Genomic DNA, 16,338 nt, shown 5'->3' on the forward strand with positions numbered 1-16,338 from the left:
GCTTGACAAATACGGGGGAGATGGTATTCCCTCCAATTCGAGCGGGCGTAGCTCAGCTGGTAGAGTACAAGCTTCCCAAGCTTGGTGTCGCGAGTTCGATCCTCGTCGCCCGCTCCAACCTGAGTCTCCCAACCCAACGGTTGTCGTGACGAGGTGGGCCTGACGATCGGTCCACTTTTTTTTTGCTGACAAAGGACAACATGCAGCGAACAAGCGTAGCGCCGGAAAAAATTCGGGAACTGATTTCCCCGTTCCTCGCCGCCAAGGGCCTTGTCGCCTGGGGCGTGGAACTGGCTGCGTCCGGACATCGCCAGCTTGTGCGCCTCTACCTCGACCTCGCCGATGACGTTCCGCGTACGCCGGAGCGTCGCGGCGTGACCATCGACGAATGCGCCACGGTCAGCCGCCACCTGGGCTCGCTGCTCGAAATGGAAGACATCTTTCACGGTCCCTACGTGCTGGAGGTGTCCTCGCCGGGCCTTGGCCGCCGTTTTTTCACGGCCGGACAACTGCCGGCCTACATCGGGGAGACCATCGAGGCCAAGCTCGCCGCGCCCCGGGACGGGCGCAAGCGCTTCCGGGGGAAACTGACGGCGGTTGCGGGTGTGCGCGTCACCATGACGGTGGACTCCGTGCCGCAGGCGTTTTCGCTGTCCTTTGATTTCGACGAAGCGGACAAGGTCCGCCTCATCCACGCCTTTGACGCCATTTCCGAAGGAGAGGCCACGGAGGGCGACGCCTAGCGTCGTCCGGGACCTCGGAGGGAACCCCATGACGGAACTCAAAAAAGCCATCGATCAGATCAGCAAGGACCGGGGCATCGACCGCGACTTGCTGATCGATACCCTGGAGGAGGCCGTACGCTCGTCGGTCATCCGCAAATACGGAGAGAACCTCGACGTCGAGGTCAGCTACAACGACGAACAGGGCGAGATCGAGGTGTACCAGTTCAAAGTCGTGGTGGAAGACGACGACGTGGCCGATCCGGCGGTGGAGATCTGCCTGGCCGACGCCAGGGCCATCGATCCCAACGTGGCCCTCGACGACGAGATGGGCTTCAAGCTCACGGTGGAAAACCTCGGCCGCATCGCCGCCCAGTCGGCCAAACAGGTGATCATCCAGCGCATGCGCGACGCGGAGCAGGAGATCATCTACGAGGAATACAAGGACCGCAAGGGCGAGATCATTTCCGGCATCATCCAGCGCCGCGACCGTACCGGCTGGATCATCAACCTCGGCCGCACCGAGGCGCTTTTGCCCAAGGAAGAACAGATTCCCCGCGAGCGCTACAAGCGCGGCGACCGGGTCCAGGCCTATATCATCGAAGTCCTGCCCTCCGGACGCGGTCCCCAGATCATCGTGTCGCGCACCCATGCCGAATACATGAAGGCGCTTTTCTCGCGCGAGGTGCCGGAAGTCTCCGACGGCACGGTCAAAATCGTGGGCGTGGCCCGCGATCCCGGCTCCCGGGCCAAGGTGGCCGTGGTGTCCAAGGACCGCGACGTCGACCCGGTGGGCGCGTGCGTGGGCATCCGGGGCTCGCGCATCCAGAACATCGTGCAGGAGCTGCGCGGCGAACGCATCGACATCGTGGTCTGGAACCCCGAAATCGCCAGCTACGCCGCCAACGCCCTGTCCCCGGCCCGGGTGACCCGAATTTCCGTCGACGAGGACGAAAAAGCCCTGGAAGTCGTGGTTTCCGACGACCAGCTCAACCTGGCCATCGGCCGCAAGGGCCAAAACGTCAAACTCGCGGCCAAGCTCCTCGGCTGGAAGATCGACATCTTCACCGAGTCCCGCTTCCGCGAGGTCAACGCCTCCAAGAAATTCCTGGAGCAGCTGGCGAGCGTGGCCGAAATTCCCGTGGACAACATCCTGGCCGCCGGCTTCGAGTCCATGGAAGAACTGGCCGGAGCGCCCGATGAGGCCATCGACGCCATAAGCGGCATGACGCCGTCCAAGCGCGACGACCTGCGCGCGGCGCTCAAGCTTATGGGCGCGGTGGCTGCCCACACCGAGGACGATGCGGACGAAGCCGGGGAAACCCCGGTCGAGGACGCTGAAGCCCCGGCCGAGGAGGCGACCCCGGCGTCGCCCGAGGCCGAAGATGCTGACGCCCCAGCCGAAACCGAGGCTGCGGACACTCCGATCGAGGACGCGGCGCAAACGCCGCCCGAAGCCGAGGCGACCGCTCCCGAAGCGTCCCCGGAAACCGCGAATGCGGTGGATGCGGCAGACAACGAACCGGGGACGGATACGACCCGATGATGCAAAACGAAACGACCGGTCGCCGCGCCGGCCCCACGCGCATGTGCGTCATCTGCCGTGGCCGATATCCCAAAAGCGCGTTGCGCCGCCATGTTGCGGCCGCGACCGGCGACGCCCGCCTGGTGCCCGATCCCCGGGCCGTCATGCCGGGACGGGGGCACTATCTCTGCGCCAACCCCGAATGCGCCGAGAAATTTTCGAAATACTCCGGGCGGCCCAGGCGCCGGAGGGGGGGGAATGGTGAATAAAATCAGACTGAAGGACATTACCAAGGATCTGGGCATCGGCAACAAGGAATTGCTGCAGATCCTGCGGGAGCTCGGCATCCAGGTCAAAAGCCAGATGGGCACTTTGACCGACGAGGAAGCCGCCCAGGTGCGCGCCCGCGTGCAGCAGGGACAGACCGCCCGCACCCAGATCATTGATACCGAAGTGCAGCCCGGCGTCATCGTCCGTCGCCGCAAGGCCGCCCCGACCCCGCCCCCCGCGCCGACCGCGAACGAAAAAGCGCCCGAGCCCGTGACGCCCCCCCCCGCCCCCGAGGCGCCGGAGCCGGAGGCTGCGGAGCCCGTGGAGCAAGAGGTCCCGCAAGCCGCGAGCGAAACGCCGGAGGCCCCCGAAGCGCCCCGCGAGGCGGCCAGGCCGGTCATCATGGAAACCGCCCGGGTCGTGCGCCCGGCCGGCGCAGCGGCTGCCGAAGAGCCCCAGGCCGAGACGCCGACCGTCGAGGTCGAAGACGAGGCCGCGACCGAGGGATTGCAAGCCGCTGCGGCACCCGAAACGCAGGAAGCGCAAGCTGCCGCCGAAGCCTCCGAGGCCCCGGCGGAGGGAGCGCCGGCATCGGTCGCGCCAAAGTCCCCGGAACCCGAAAAGGCCGAAGCACCCGCCGCAGGGGCCGACGCCGCCGGGAAGGACCGCCGCAAACCCCGCCGGCCCGAACCCTCTTCCGCGCCCAAGGTGCGTATCATTTCCATGCCGGACCCGAAGAAAACGCCTCCCGCGCCCCGGCGGCCGGCCGGCGATTCGCCTCGTCCCGGCATGCGTCCGGGTCCCGGCGCACCCCGTCCCACCGGACGTCCTGTGCCCGGCATGCCGCCGCAGCCAGGCACCGACGACGCCTCGAAAAAGCGCAAGAAGGACCGTCGCGTGGTGGAATTCACGCCCCAGGCCAACGAAGGCGACCGCCGCAGGGCCGGCGGCCTCGGCGCGGGCAAGGGCGGCAAGCGCAAGGCCGGCGACATCCCGGACCGCACCGGCGGCCGTATGGGCGGCAAATTCAAGCGCAAGAAAAACCGCGACGATTTCCTCCAGACCAAGGTCGACGCCGGCGCCCAGCCCATGAAGGCGGCCAAGCGCAAGATCCGCATGGAGGAAACCATCCGGGTCTCCGATCTGGCCAAGCAGATGGGCGCCAAGGCCCAGGACCTCATCAAGGTCCTGCTCGGCCTCGGGGCGCTGGTGACCATCAACCAGTCCCTCGACGTCGAGACCGCCACCCTGGCCGCGTCCGAATTCGGCTTCGAAGTGGAAAAATTCGGCTTCTCCGAGGACGACTACCTCATCGCCTCCGAAGCGGACAAGCCCGAGGACTTAAAGCCCCGTCCCCCGGTCGTCACCATCATGGGCCACGTCGACCACGGCAAGACGTCGCTTTTGGACGCCATCCGGGCCTCCAACGTGGTCTCTGGCGAGGCCGGCGGCATTACGCAGCACATCGGCGCCTACCACGTGAGCACCAAGCGCGGGGACATCGTGTTCCTCGACACGCCGGGCCACGAGGCGTTTACGGCCATGCGCGCCCGCGGCGCCCAGGTCACGGACATCGTGGTCCTGGTGGTTGCCGCCGATGACGGCGTGATGGATCAGACCCGCGAGGCGGTCAACCACTCCAAGGCCGCCGGCGTCCCCATCGTGGTCGCGGTCAACAAGATCGACAAGCCCGACGCCAACCCCGACCGCGTCAAGCGCGAACTGGGCGAGCTCGGCCTTGTGCCCGAGGACTGGGGCGGCGACACCATCTTCGCCAGCGTCTCGGCCAAACAGAAGATCGGCCTCGACGAACTGCTCGAAATGATCCTGCTCCAGGCCGAGGTGCTGCAGCTTAAGGCCAACCCGGACAAGCGCGCCCGTGGCCACATCGTCGAAGCGCGCCTGGACAAGGGTCGCGGCCCGGTGGCCACGGTGCTCATCCAGGAAGGCACCCTGCACCAGGGCGACGCCTTTGTGTGCGGCGTGTTCTCCGGCCGCGTGCGGGCCCTCTTCGACGACCAGGGCCGCAAGATCAAGGGCGCCGGCCCGGCCATCCCGGTGGAAGTGCAGGGCTTCGAAGGCGTGCCCGAGGCCGGCGACGAATTCGCCGGGCTTGAGGACGACAAGGTCGCCCGCCGCATCGCCGAGGGCCGCGCCACCAAACAGCGTGAGCGCGAGCTCGGCAAGGCCAGCAAGGTGACCCTTGAAACCTTCCTGGCCAGCAAGCCCGAGGCCGAGGCCCAAACCCTCAACCTCGTGCTCAAGGCCGACGTGCAGGGCTCCCTCGAGGCCATCACCGACGCGCTCCACAAGCTCTCCACGGACAAGGTCAAGGTGGAGATCATCCACACCGGCGCCGGCGCCATCACCGAGTCCGACATCCTGCTGGCTTCGGCTTCCGACGCCATCATCATCGGATTCAATGTGCGCCCGACCATCAAGGTCAAGGAGATGGCCGAGCGCGAGAGCGTGGACATCCGCTTCTACGACATCATCTACAAGCTCGTGGGCGAGATCAAAGACGCCATGTCCGGCATGCTGGCCCCGGTCATCCGCGAGCAGTACCTAGGCCAGGCCGAGGTGCGCGACACCTTCAGCGTGCCCAAAATCGGCACGGTCGCCGGCTGCGGCGTCCTCGACGGCAAGCTGACCCGCAACGCCGGCGTGCGGCTCGTGCGCGACGGCGTGGTGGTCTACACCGGCAAGCTTGCGTCCCTGCGGCGCTTCAAGGACGACGTCAAGGAAGTCACCAAGGGTTACGAATGCGGCGTCGGCCTGGAAAACTTCAACGACATCAAGGTCGGCGACGTAATCGAGGCCTTCGAGTCGGTGGAGGAAAAGGCCACCCTGTAACGGATGACGGCGCGGGACGCCCACGCGTCCCGCGCCGCATGCGGAATGACCATGGTCGTAGGCGTGCTGACCCTCCAGTTCACGTTGCACGGCAACGATTCGCTCAAGGGCAAGCGCCGCGTGGCCCAAAGCCTCAAGCGCAAGCTGCGCAACAAGTTCAACGTGGCCGCCGCCGAGACGGCCATGCAGGAATCCTGGGGCACCCTTGTTCTGGCCGCGGTGACCGTCTCCTCCGACGCGGCCCATGCCCGGGGCCTGCTCCAAAAAGCGCTCAACATGGTCGTGGCCACGGCCGAGGCCGAACTTGTCGACGACGACATCGAGATACTTTTCCTGTAAGGCGCAAACACTGCCATGAAAGCCAAACCTTCGCGCCGCTCGGCGCGCCTTGCCGACCAGATCGCCCGGGAAATGGCCACCGCCCTGGTCGAGGACGTGCAAGACCCCCGCCTCATGCTTGTCACCATAAGCGGCGTGGCCTTGAATGCCGACCTTTCCATCGCCCGGGTCTACTACACCCTAAGCGGCGACGAGGCCCGGCTGGCCGAAGCGGCCGAGGGCCTCGAGCAGGCCAAGGGATTTTTGCGCACCCTGCTCGGCAAGCGGCTGCGCATGCGCTCCGTGCCCCAGCTGCGGTTTGCCCGCGATACGTATCTGGAGGACATGGTCTATGCCCGACCCGAGGAGTGAAATCGCCCGTCGCATCCGCGAAGGCAACACCTTCGTGGTCGCCGCCCATGCCGCCCCGGACGGTGACGCGTTGGGGGCAACCGCCGCCATGGGATTCGTTCTGGAAGCGCTCGGCAAGTCGTTCTCCCTGGTAAACGATTTCCCCGTGCCGCCCCAGTACGGCTGGCTGGAACTGCCGGCCCCCCTGCTCGACGTCCCGCCGGCCGACGACTACGATCTGGCCCTGGTCCTCGACTGCGGCGACGGCCCCCGGCTGGGCCGCCTGGAAACCGTGCTCGATCCGGCCCGCATGGTCGTCATCGACCACCACCTCGGCAATCCCGGCTTCGGCGTGGTCAACTGGGTCGATCCGGTCCACAGCGCCACGGGCGAGATGGTGGCCTTGCTCGCCAAGGACCTGGGCGTGCCGCTTTCCGGCCCCCTGGCCGAGGCCATCTACACCGCCCTGGCCACGGACACGGGCTTTTTCAGCTTCAGCGGCACCTCGGCCGTCTGCATGGAGATCGTGGCCGAACTGATCCGGGGCGGGCTCGACGTCGGGGCCATCGGCGCGCGCATCAAAAACCAGTGGACCATGAACCGGATACGGTTGTGGTCCGAGGTGCTGGGCGAGCTTTGCCTGGCCGACCATGGACAGGTGGGGCTTATCAGGATATCCCAGAAAATGTTTCGCCGCACGGGCACAGGGCCCGAGGATTGCGAGGGGCTGGTCAACAACGCGCTCCGGGTTCGGGGTGTGCGCGCCGCCATCCTGGCTCGCGAGCTGCCCGAGGGCGGCGTGAAATTTTCCCTGCGTTCGGTTGGCGCCATCGACATCCAGGCCGTTGCCGCCTCGTTTGGCGGCGGCGGGCACAAAAACGCCGCTGGCGGCAGCCTCGCCTCCCCCCTGGAAGAATCCGCCGATATCCTCGTTGCGGCCGTGTCCAAGGCCGTTGCCGGGGCAAAGGAATATCCGATTGACGCCTAGGACCGCTCTGCCCCAACTGCACGGGGTGCTGGTGCTCGACAAGCCGTCGGGCCCGACCTCCACCGCCTGCCTGACGGCCATCAAACGCCTGGGGCAAAAAAAGATCGGCCATGCCGGGACCCTCGATCCCCTGGCCGCCGGCGTGTTGGTGGTGCTTTTAGGCGAGGCGACCAAACTCGCTTCTTATATCATGGAGGGCGAGAAGACCTATCTGGGGCAATTGCGCCTGGGGCTTTCCACGGACACCTATGACATCCAGGGCGCGGTGACCGCCGAAGCGGCCTGGGATCATATCGCCCCGGCCGAACTGGCCGAGGCCATCTCCGCCTGGACGCGGGAAGAGAGCCAGGAGGTGCCGCCCTACTCGGCGGCCAAGCACCAGGGGAAGCCGCTTTACGCCCTGGCCCGCCAGGGTCTGGCCGCCCCTGTCAAACACAAAAAGATTTCCGTTTTCGACGCGCAGGCCGTTGCCATCGACCTGCCGTCGGCGACCTTCCGGGTCCGGGTTTCCGCTGGCGTCTATATACGCTCCCTGGTCCACAGCCTGGGGAAGCGACTTGGCTGCGGCGCCGCTTTAACCGCCCTGACCCGGGAAGCCAGCCGTCCCTTCGACCTGACGCAGGCGCATGGCCTGGACGACATCCTGGCCGCCCCGGAAACCCTGCCCGAACGGATCATTCCCATCGGGCAGGCGCTTCCCCACTGGGTCACCATTGCCCTGCCCGCCGATACGGCCGCCCTGGTACGCCAGGGCGTGCGTGTGCGGGCCGGGGCCTCGGTTGCCCCCGGCGGATGCGCCCTGCTGACCGACAACGCCGGGCAGCCACTGGCGTTGGCCAAAGTCGAAGAAACGGAAGGCACGCTAAGGTGGGCCATTTTGCGCGGTCTTTTCGGCGACCCGCAGCCGGCCCGGCGCGGCGGACAAACCGTCCCCGAGCGAACAACCACCCCCAACCATGGAGGATAACGCTGTGGTTATGACCGCCGAAGACAAGGCAAGCGTCATCACGGAGCACAAGAAGCACGAAGGCGACACCGGATCTCCCGAGGTCCAGGTCGCCCTGCTGACGGCGCGCATCAGCTACCTGACCGAGCATTTCAAGGCCCATCCCAAGGATTACCATTCCCGGACGGGTCTGCTCAAAATGGTCGGCCAGCGCCGGAAACTCTTAAACTATTTGAAGAAAAAGGACATCCAGCGCTACCGCGACCTGATCGCCAAGCTTGGATTGCGCAAGTAGCGCCGCCACGTCGGGAGCCGGCCTTTCCGGGCCGGTTCCCGCCTTCCCGCACATGCATTATGCGCGCCCGCCCTCGGGACACCGGTCCCGGTGGCCGCCGCGCCTGCTGCATGGCGGGAGGGCCGGCCACGATACGCCGCATTCCCCCCTTTTTCAGCGAGGTGCCCATGACATCCCCATTTTCTCCCATCCGACTCGAAGCGAACATCGGCGGCAACGCCATCATTCTCGAAACCGGACGCCTGGCCAACCAGGCCGACGGCGCCATCTGGGTCCAGTCCGGCGGCACGGTGGTGCTGGTCACGGCCTGCACCCAGGTCTTGCCCGAGGAAAAAGGCTTTTTCCCGCTCACCGTCGACTACCAGGAAATGTCCTACGCCGCCGGCCGCATCCCCGGCTCGTACTTCCGCCGCGAGATCGGCCGCCCCTCCGAGCGCGAGGTGCTGGTGTGCCGGCTGATCGACCGCCCCTGCCGGCCGCTTTTCCCCAAGGGCTTCCGTGACGAGGTCCAGATCATCGCCACGGTGCTCTCCGCCGACGGCCGGGTCGAGCCCGACGTGCTGGCCCTGACCGCCGCCTCGGCCGCCCTGCACATCTCCAAGATCCCCTTCGAAGGCCCCATTGCCGGCGGCCGGGTGGGTTTCGTGGACGGCCAGTTCGTCTTCAACCCCACCGTCCAGCAGATGGCCGGCGAGAGCACGCTCAACCTGACCTTCGCCGCCTCGCGCGACGCGGTGGTCATGGTCGAAGGCGGCGGCAAGTTCGTCTCCGAGGACATGCTGGCCGATGCCCTGGAGTGGGGGCACAAAAGCGTGCTGCCCTTAATCGACCTCCAGGAGGAGCTGCGCGAGAAAGCCGGCAAGCCGAAGATCGCCTTTGTCCCGCCGGCCCCCATTGCGGAACTGGAAAAGCTCGTCCACGAGACGGCCGAGGCCGGGCTCAGGGAAGCCTTCTCCATCAAGGACAAGATGCCCCGGCGCGAGGCCAGAAAGGCCGTCAAGCAGACCGTCATCGAAGCCGTGCTGGCCGCCTTCCCGGACCAGCCGACCTACAAGGCCAAGGCCGGCGATATCCTCGCGGACATGGAGAAGAAGCTCCTGCGCAGGCTTATCAAGGAAACCGGCATCCGCCTCGACGGCCGCGACACCAAGACCGTGCGCCCCATCGCCATCGAAGTGGGCGTTTTGCCCCGCACCCACGGCTCGACCATCTTCGCCCGGGGCGAGACCAAGTCCCTGTGCGTGGCCACCCTCGGCTCCACCGGCGACGAGCAGAAAATCGAGACGTTAAACGGCGAGACCTACAAGCGTTTCATGCTCCACTACAACTTCCCGCCCTATTGCGTGGGCGAGGTCAAGCCCATGCGCGGCCCGTCGCGCCGTGAAATCGGCCACGGGGCCCTGGCCGAGCGCTCCATCCTGCCCGTGCTGCCCGGCCCCGACGAATTCCCCTTCACCATGCGCGTGGTGTCCCAGGTGATGGAGTCCAACGGCTCCTCGTCCATGGCTTCGGTATGCGGCGCGTCGCTGGCGCTCATGGACGCCGGCGTTCCGGTCAAGGAGCCCGTGGCCGGCATCGCCATGGGGCTCATCAAGGAAGGCGACGACTTCCTCATTTTGACCGATATCCTCGGCGACGAAGACGCCATGGGCGACATGGACTTCAAGGTTGCCGGCACGGCCAACGGCGTCACCGGCATCCAGATGGACATCAAGATCACCGGCATTCCCCAGGCCGTCATGCGCCAGGCGCTGTCCCAGGCCAAGGAAGCCCGGCTGCACATCCTCGGCCGCATGGCCGAGATGCTGGCCGCGCCGCGTCCGGAGCTGTCGCCCCTGGCGCCGCAACTGGCCGTGGTCAACATCAATCCGGAAAAAATCCGTGAAGTGATCGGACCGGGCGGCAAGAACATCAAGGCCATCACGGCCGATACCGGCGCTTCCATCGACATCGAGGATTCGGGCAAGATTTCCATCTTCGCCCCCACCCTGGAGTCCCTGGAAAAGGCCAAGGCGCGCGTCGAGTACTACGACCAGCACGCCGAGGTCGGGGCCAACTACAAGGGCATCGTCCGGAAGGTCATCGACTGCGGCGCCATCATCGAGATCCTGCCCGGCCTCGAGGGCCTGTGCCACGTGTCCCAGCTCGACGTCGAGCGGGTGGCCAGCCCGGACGACGTGGTCAAGCTCGGCCAGGAGATCGAGGTCAAGGTCCTGGATCAGGAGCCCTCGGGCCGCATCCGCCTGTCGCGCAAGGCGGTTCTCAACGAGGAACGCGGCATCCCCTACGATCCGGCCGATTATGCCAAGACCAGCGGTCCGCGTCGTCCCGGCGGCGACCGTCGCGGCGGCTTCGACCGTGACCGCGGCGGCCGTGACCGCGGTCCCCGCGGCCGCGACTAGCGTTTACAGTGCGAGAGGGGAAACCCTTTGAAAAGGGTTCTCCCCTCTCGCGCTCTCCCCTTCCTCAACTTCTTCACGTTACAGGCGTTACACCGAGAGACGGAGCCTTCCTTGCGGGAGGCTCTTTTTTTGTCGCCGCGTTCCATGAAAAAACCGGCTCCGGGCGAAGGCCCGGAGCCGGTTTGCGATCGTTTGGAAGCCGGCCCAGTCTACCAGACCGGCATGTCCACGGGGATGATGAAGGTCTGGACCTGGTTTTCCGCGTGCACGATCACCCGCAGCGAATGGACGCCGGCCGAGACCGGAAAGTAGAGGTAGCCGGGCATGAGGCCGCCCGGCGGCACCGGCGACGGCCGCCAGGCATAGGTGCCCATCTCCTGGTACAGCGAGGCCCGGTACTGGTCCATGGAGGGCTGTTGGGAAAGCGCCGCGCCGCCGAGGGCCCCGGCGCCGGCCCCGATGAGCGCCCCTGGTCCCGCGCCCCAGCCGTGGTTGAAGCCTGAGCCGATCAGCGCCCCGAGCCCGGCCCCGACGGCCGCGCCGGTAAGCCCTCCGACGACCGCCGCCTCGGCGCTTTTCTGATAGGCTGTGGAGGCGAAAACCAGCTCGGCCGCCTGGTCCACGGAATACGGCGCGTATTCCGCCCCGCCAACGCCTATGCCCCGGCATTCCTGGGCATAGATGACCGGATAACGGCCGGAATGGTTGCTGACCAAAAGGAGCACCGGGAAAAGGCCGGCGTTATAGTAATTGAGCCCCCGGCCCTGCCATTGGTAGCGCACCGCCCCGATATCCCAGTCGGCCGTGCGCGCCGCGCCGGGCAGGGCGGCCGGGTTGACCACGTTCGAAATTTGCGGATTCGGCGGTGTGTAGACCGCGCAGGAGGCAAGCAGGAAACAAAGGGCCAAAGCCGTCGCCAGCCGGCCAACCGGCATGGAAAGGGTGGTGCGTTTCATAGGTCCTCTTGATGATGTTCCGGACCGGCAAACGCCGGCCGGTGATTGCTTCTACCGGCAGAACCGGATCGAGTCCATGATGCGGCGCAAGGTGTCCCTGGCCGCCTCGAACTGGCCGTTTTCACTGGCGGCCATAAAGTTCATGTAGAAGTTCTCCCCGTCATAGGCCTGCCAGATGATGCGCTGGTAGCCGTTTTTCTGGGGCGCTTCCACAACCTCCCAGCCGATGACGCCGCATTTGCGCTTGGCGTCGCCGTCGTCACGCCGCCGGGCCTCCAGGTACTTCTTGATCTGCACCATTTCCCTGGCCTGCTTAAGCGACGCGGCAACCGAGGCCTTGCGCGGAAAGCTCGGCACCATCTGCTCGAGGTGGAATTGAAACGACCAGGTGGTGCCGGGTTTCATAAAGAGCACCGATTCGCTGGCCGGGTCGCCGTTTTCCAGCTTCCAGCCGGCCGGGATGGTAAAGGCGAAATTGCGGGCCGGGTTCTTGTAGGTGGTGTCGCTGGCGAGCACTCCGGCCCCGCCGGTCGCCGGCGCGGCGGGCGTCCCCGCTCCCGGCGTCGCGGCTTGCTTGCCGCTGGTTACGGCGTCGATGCCCTGCTTCAGCAGGCCGAACTGGGCACCGGCAAGGGTGGAAAAAATCAGGATCAAGGCGCTCGTCAACGGCAGCACGCAAAGGATACGTCGCATAGGGCATCTCCTTGCACCGGGCGGTTGGCGGTTATCAGGAAACAAGTACTCCGGCATAGCCCACAACCTGCTCCATGTCGCCCGTAACCTCCCCGGACGTGGCATAGGCGGCCAGCGTCGCCTCCCGCGCGCCAAGCCCCAGGGCCACGAAAAGGCCCAGGGCCATGGGCATCACGCCGCACATGGTGATGCCTTCACGGCGCACCACCTGGCAAAGCCCCTCGGGATCGAGGGCCAGGACGCGGGAGAGCGCCATGGAATCGCGCTTTTTGGCAGCGTTATGGGAAATGTAGTGACTCATATCCGAGCTGACCACGATGGAAACCGGCCGCGCCAGCGCGCCAAGGACCGCCACGATGGCCCCGGCCACCCCGCGCAACACGGCGGGGTCGGGCTCGGCCACGCACACCGGCACGATGCGCGCCCCGGGGTTGACCGCGCACAAAAACGGCAGCTCCACTTCCAGGGAATGCTCGCCCAGATGGGCGGCGACATCAGGCGTCAGACGCGGCTCGGCGGCGAGCAGTTCGCCGGCCAGCCCGGCGTCCACCGGCACTTCGCAGCCCGGGACCAGCCACGCCCCCTCGGGCCAGACGGCAAGCCGCGCGCCGCGCCCGGTATGGTTGGGGCCAAGGAGCAGGAGCGTGTCGGCAAGCCTGGCCGCGCCAAGGGTGCGCCCGGCCACGGAACCGCTGAAGACGTAGCCGGCGTGGGGGGCCATGGCCAGGAGGGTCGGCTTTTCGGACCGGGGCGCGGCTTGCCCCAGATAGCCGGCCACTTCGCGGCGCAACTGGGCCGGGTCGCCGGGATAGAAACGGCCGGCCACGACGGGCTGGCGGACCATGGACGAAACGGAAGAGGACGACGCAACGGACATGGCTCCCTCCTCGCCCCGCGCGGCGGACAGGACGTCGGGACACAGGGCAGTATGGATGTCCTAGCCTGCTTTGGGCCGCCTTGACAAGGGAGGGGATGGCGAAGCCGGCGCCCTTACGGCTTCTGGGTCAGGGCGTTGAGGCTTTGTTGCAGGCCGTTGGTGGCCAGATCGGAAGCGGCCATGCGGCCGTAGAGGGAATCCGGGGCGGCATCGCGCATGGCGGTCAGCGTCTTGCGCCAGCCGTCCACATCGCCCATGGCCCGCTGGATGGCGGCGATGCGCAGCCGGTTGCTGGCCCAGTCGTCGTCGCCTTCCTTGCAAAGCGAAGCGTATTCCCCGGCCCACTTGAGCGCCTTGCCGTATTGGCCGAGCCCCCGGGTCGATTCGACCAGCATGTTGAGCGAGGCCTTGCGCTTGTCCGGGTCCTGCCCCGTCTCCTTGAACATGAAGGCGGCCTCCCCGGCATACAGTTCGGCATTTTCCAGGTTCTTGTCGGCCATGGCCGCCTTGGCCATGAAATACATGGCATAACAGCGCTTTTCCGTTTCCAGCAGCTCGTCCCCGGCCAGCCGTCGCCACAGCTCCCGGGCGCGCCTGGAATCGCCCAGGTTTTCCAGGGCCTCGGCCACGTTGTATTCGAGTTCCCGTCGCCTCGTCGGGCCGAACTTCCAGTCCTTGACCTTCCTGGCCAGCTCGACGACGTCCCGCCAGGCCTTTTCCTTGCGGTACACGTTCATGGAAAGGGCCAACGCCATGTTGCCGTTGTCGTTTTCCCTGGGCCCGATAAAGGGCAGCGCCTCGGCCAGGGCGGAACGCTCGTCGCCCGTGCGCAGATAGGCCAGCGCCAGCCCGAGCCGTGTCTTGTCGGATAACAGGCCCCTGTTGGCGGCCAGGATGGGGTTGTCCTTATAGGCCGTGACCAGCCGGGGATAATCCTTGTGATCGATGAGGTCCCCGGCCATCCGCTCGAAGGCCGTGACCGCCACTTCCTCGGCCTTGGAGGCCAGCTCGTTTTGGGGATACCGCTCCAGGAACCGGGCCGCCGCCTTGAGGCTTTCGGGGTAGTTCTGGCGATACAGATGCCACATGGCCAGCTTGATCTGGGCCAGGGGAGCGAGCGGGCTGTTGGGGTGGTCGCGGATGATCCCCTCGTAGATGGTCTCGGGGCTTTCCTGCTGGGGCTTGTCGAAAAGCGAGAACATCTCGGAGACGGTGGGCTGGTCGTGCACCCCCTGCTCGGCCAGACGCATCTTGGCAATAAGCCCGCCTTCCTGGTTGGGGTAGTCCTTGACGGCCATGTTGTAGAAATCCACCGCCGCCGGCCGGTTGCCGAGCTTGGCGTAGATGTCGCCGAGCCTGGCCAGGACAAGATCGGTGTCCTTGGCCTTGGGGGTCATATTGTAAAAGGTCAGGTAGTCCTCGCGCGCCTTCTTGAAGTCGCCATTTCTATAGGCGATGTCGCCGTCTATGCGCAGGATCGGCGGGAACTCCACATAATACCGGGGCCAGCGCTTGTTGATGTAGTCGGCGATCTGGGCCGCTTCCTTGTACTGTCCCAGGCGCACCAGGGTCTTGGCCAGGCCCATGGCCCCCTCACGCACGTATTTGCTCTCCGGATACTTCTCGATGAGCTGCTGGTACTCCTTGGCCGCCTTCTTGAACTCACCGCGATCGAAGTAATACTCGCCCCAATAAAAGTTGATCAGCGGCACGTTGGCGTCCGTCGGATACTTGCGGGTCAGGACATTGAAATAGCCCTTGGCTTCGGGCAGGTTGCCCACCCGCAGGTTCAGCATGCCGAGCTGGAGCAGCGCCTCCGGCACCCGGTAGGAGTTGGTGTTGGCATTCATGGCCTCGAGCAGCGCGCCCTGGATTTCGTCGTAATGGGCGGCCGGGTCGTCCTTGTACATATCGACGTAGAGACCGGCCAGGGTGTGCAGGGTTTCCTCGCGCAGCTCGGGCTTGAGGCCGGGCGCGTTCTTGAGGCTCGTCAGCATGTTCCTGGCCGCTTCGTAGTTGCCGGCCAGTTTCTCGGCCTGGGCGGCGACGAGGCTGTTGGCGTCGTGGTCCTCCTCCATGGGAGGCGGCGTTTCGCCCGCGGCCCCATGCGCCTTGCCCGCAGGCGCTTCGGCCTTGGCCACGTCGCCATGGGACGCGCCGCCATGAGCCGCATCGGGCGGTGGCGCGGCGGCGGTCTTGTTCGGGGCGGGCGGCGTCGGACCGGGCGGCGCCACGGCCCCGCGCGCCTTGCCGGCGGCGGCCACGGCCGGCGGAATCGGCGGCAATTTGACGCGGTATTCCCCCGCCCCGCTGCCGCCCGGCGTCCGGGACGGTGTCGACGGCGGCAGGGCCGAGGGGGCACGCGCGTCGGCCAGGGTCGGGGCTTCCATGCCGGCCGGACGCAGCGTCGGCGATTTGTCGGCGGAAACGTGCATGACCGTGGCCCGTAGCGAATAGGGCACGGCGTAAAACGGCTCCTTGGGCGCATCGCGTTTCTTGCCGGCGCGCTCCGGAGCCGGCAGCGGACCGCCGGGGCGGGCCGGCCCAGGGCCTTTGTTGTCCGCCAGGGTGGCCGGCAACGGCGGCAGATGCAACGGGCCGGGCTTGTTGTTCGGCGGCGTGACGGGCAGCTTCAGAGACGAAGCGGTCGGCGGCGAAACGGCGGCGCGGGGCGGCATGGTGGTATCCGGCCCCTGCTGCGCCTTTGCGGGCGTCCAGTTGGCCCCGGCCGGATCGCGGTAGACCTGCAGCTTGAGTTCCTGTTCGCCCTGGGGCCAGCCCACGAAGCCGAAAGCGTCGGTTTTCAGGCGCACCACCAGCGTGTCGCCGCTTTCCCGCATCGCCTCGATCAGGCGCGAGGACTTGAAGTCGACGGCCTCGGGCTTGTCCTCCTTGGCCAGGATACCGGGCGGAAAGGTCAGGGTGATTTCGGCCGGGCCGGTTCGGGCGATGGTCGGATAGGCCCCGGGCCTGGAAAACTGGAGAATCAGCGAATCGGTGTCGGGACGCGTAATGATGGAAACGGACAAGGCCCGGGCCGGGCCGGCGCAGAGCGCGACCAGCAAGGCCGCGAGGAAAAGACGCCGGAGACCGGCAGGCAGGGTAAGGCTCACGCCGCATCCCCTTGCAAGGAACGTGCTGC

The 16,338-nt window shown here is 66.5% G+C and carries 14 protein-coding genes and 1 tRNA gene; 11 read left to right on the top strand and 4 right to left on the bottom strand.

Annotated elements, in window-relative coordinates:
- Positions 1-41: 41 nt before the first annotated feature.
- The 11 genes from ACMZ6R_RS08370 (at position 42) to pnp (ending at position 10,670) form a co-directional block, all read left to right on the top strand.
- A tRNA-Gly gene (locus tag ACMZ6R_RS08370) sits at positions 42-117 on the top strand.
- 83 nt (positions 118-200) lie between these two features.
- Positions 201-743, top strand: coding sequence for a ribosome maturation factor RimP (rimP, locus tag ACMZ6R_RS08375; RefSeq protein WP_416110470.1), 543 nt, complete (start codon positions 201-203; stop codon positions 741-743).
- Between the two features lie 28 nt (positions 744-771).
- Complete coding sequence (nusA, locus tag ACMZ6R_RS08380) at positions 772-2,268, top strand: transcription termination factor NusA (protein WP_416110471.1); 1,497 nt, start codon at positions 772-774, stop codon at positions 2,266-2,268.
- Entirely contained in the window at positions 2,265-2,516 is a 252-nt protein-coding gene (locus ACMZ6R_RS08385) for a YlxR family protein (RefSeq protein ID WP_416110472.1), read from the top strand. The genes nusA and ACMZ6R_RS08385 overlap by 4 nt, the downstream gene beginning before the upstream one ends.
- Complete coding sequence (gene infB / locus ACMZ6R_RS08390) at positions 2,506-5,370, top strand: translation initiation factor IF-2 (protein WP_416110473.1); 2,865 nt, start codon at positions 2,506-2,508, stop codon at positions 5,368-5,370. Before ACMZ6R_RS08385 ends, infB begins: the two co-directional genes overlap by 11 nt.
- Positions 5,371-5,421: 51 nt before the next feature.
- Complete coding sequence (locus ACMZ6R_RS08395) at positions 5,422-5,709, top strand: DUF503 domain-containing protein (protein WP_416110495.1); 288 nt, start codon at positions 5,422-5,424, stop codon at positions 5,707-5,709.
- Positions 5,710-5,724: 15 nt separating this feature from the next.
- Complete coding sequence (rbfA, locus tag ACMZ6R_RS08400; RefSeq protein WP_416110474.1) at positions 5,725-6,060, top strand: 30S ribosome-binding factor RbfA; 336 nt, start codon at positions 5,725-5,727, stop codon at positions 6,058-6,060.
- The gene (locus ACMZ6R_RS08405; RefSeq protein WP_416110475.1) at positions 6,041-7,027 is read left to right on the top strand and encodes a DHH family phosphoesterase; all 987 of its coding nucleotides are present in this window, start codon (positions 6,041-6,043) and stop codon (positions 7,025-7,027) included. Before rbfA ends, ACMZ6R_RS08405 begins: the two co-directional genes overlap by 20 nt.
- Positions 7,017-7,994 carry a tRNA pseudouridine(55) synthase TruB gene (gene truB, locus ACMZ6R_RS08410; RefSeq protein WP_416110476.1) on the top strand — a complete coding sequence of 326 codons (978 nt, stop codon included), beginning with the start codon at positions 7,017-7,019 and terminating at the stop codon, positions 7,992-7,994. The genes ACMZ6R_RS08405 and truB overlap by 11 nt, the downstream gene beginning before the upstream one ends.
- Before the next feature lie 4 nt (positions 7,995-7,998).
- Positions 7,999-8,268 (top strand): 30S ribosomal protein S15, encoded by a 270-nt coding sequence (gene rpsO, locus ACMZ6R_RS08415; RefSeq protein ID WP_416110477.1) that lies wholly within the window; start codon positions 7,999-8,001, stop codon positions 8,266-8,268.
- A 167-nt stretch (positions 8,269-8,435) separates the two neighbouring features.
- Positions 8,436-10,670 (top strand): polyribonucleotide nucleotidyltransferase, encoded by a 2,235-nt coding sequence (gene pnp / locus ACMZ6R_RS08420; protein ID WP_416110478.1) that lies wholly within the window; start codon positions 8,436-8,438, stop codon positions 10,668-10,670.
- A gap of 209 nt (positions 10,671-10,879) precedes the next feature.
- On the opposite strand, the gene ACMZ6R_RS08425 is transcribed toward pnp, so the two are convergent.
- From ACMZ6R_RS08425 to ACMZ6R_RS08440, 4 genes are all read right to left on the bottom strand, one after another.
- Positions 10,880-11,626 carry a hypothetical protein gene (locus tag ACMZ6R_RS08425; RefSeq protein ID WP_416110479.1) on the bottom strand — a complete coding sequence of 249 codons (747 nt, stop codon included), beginning with the start codon at positions 11,624-11,626 and terminating at the stop codon, positions 10,880-10,882.
- A 51-nt stretch (positions 11,627-11,677) separates the two neighbouring features.
- Positions 11,678-12,319: a hypothetical protein gene (locus tag ACMZ6R_RS08430; RefSeq protein WP_416110480.1), complete on the bottom strand. Its 642-nt coding sequence runs from the start codon at positions 12,317-12,319 to the stop codon at positions 11,678-11,680.
- A 34-nt stretch (positions 12,320-12,353) separates the two neighbouring features.
- Complete coding sequence (amrB, locus tag ACMZ6R_RS08435) at positions 12,354-13,196, bottom strand: AmmeMemoRadiSam system protein B (RefSeq protein ID WP_416110481.1); 843 nt, start codon at positions 13,194-13,196, stop codon at positions 12,354-12,356.
- Positions 13,197-13,309: 113 nt separating this feature from the next.
- The gene (locus ACMZ6R_RS08440; RefSeq protein WP_416110482.1) at positions 13,310-16,309 is read right to left on the bottom strand and encodes a tetratricopeptide repeat protein; all 3,000 of its coding nucleotides are present in this window, start codon (positions 16,307-16,309) and stop codon (positions 13,310-13,312) included.
- Positions 16,310-16,338 lie beyond the last annotated feature (29 nt).

Origin of the sequence: Solidesulfovibrio sp. C21 (assembly GCF_047785625.1) — a bacterium.
In the GTDB taxonomy this organism is placed as follows: Bacteria; Desulfobacterota; Desulfovibrionia; order Desulfovibrionales; family Desulfovibrionaceae; genus Solidesulfovibrio.

What these genes read in the sequence shown, in the direction of transcription:
- nusA (WP_416110471.1), top strand. Translation starts at nt 772, where the DNA reads ATGACGGAACTCAAAAAAGCCATCGATCAGATCAGCAAGGACCGGGGC.
- infB (WP_416110473.1), top strand. Translation starts at nt 2,506, where the DNA reads ATGGTGAATAAAATCAGACTGAAGGACATTACCAAGGATCTGGGCATC.
- rbfA (WP_416110474.1), top strand. Translation starts at nt 5,725, where the DNA reads ATGAAAGCCAAACCTTCGCGCCGCTCGGCGCGCCTTGCCGACCAGATC.
- rimP (WP_416110470.1), top strand. Translation starts at nt 201, where the DNA reads ATGCAGCGAACAAGCGTAGCGCCGGAAAAAATTCGGGAACTGATTTCC.
- ACMZ6R_RS08405 (WP_416110475.1), top strand. Translation starts at nt 6,041, where the DNA reads ATGCCCGACCCGAGGAGTGAAATCGCCCGTCGCATCCGCGAAGGCAAC.
- ACMZ6R_RS08430 (WP_416110480.1), bottom strand. Translation starts at nt 12,319, where the DNA reads ATGCGACGTATCCTTTGCGTGCTGCCGTTGACGAGCGCCTTGATCCTG.
- pnp (WP_416110478.1), top strand. Translation starts at nt 8,436, where the DNA reads ATGACATCCCCATTTTCTCCCATCCGACTCGAAGCGAACATCGGCGGC.
- ACMZ6R_RS08425 (WP_416110479.1), bottom strand. Translation starts at nt 11,626, where the DNA reads ATGAAACGCACCACCCTTTCCATGCCGGTTGGCCGGCTGGCGACGGCT.
- amrB (WP_416110481.1), bottom strand. Translation starts at nt 13,196, where the DNA reads ATGTCCGTTGCGTCGTCCTCTTCCGTTTCGTCCATGGTCCGCCAGCCC.
- ACMZ6R_RS08395 (WP_416110495.1), top strand. Translation starts at nt 5,422, where the DNA reads ATGGTCGTAGGCGTGCTGACCCTCCAGTTCACGTTGCACGGCAACGAT.
- ACMZ6R_RS08385 (WP_416110472.1), top strand. Translation starts at nt 2,265, where the DNA reads ATGATGCAAAACGAAACGACCGGTCGCCGCGCCGGCCCCACGCGCATG.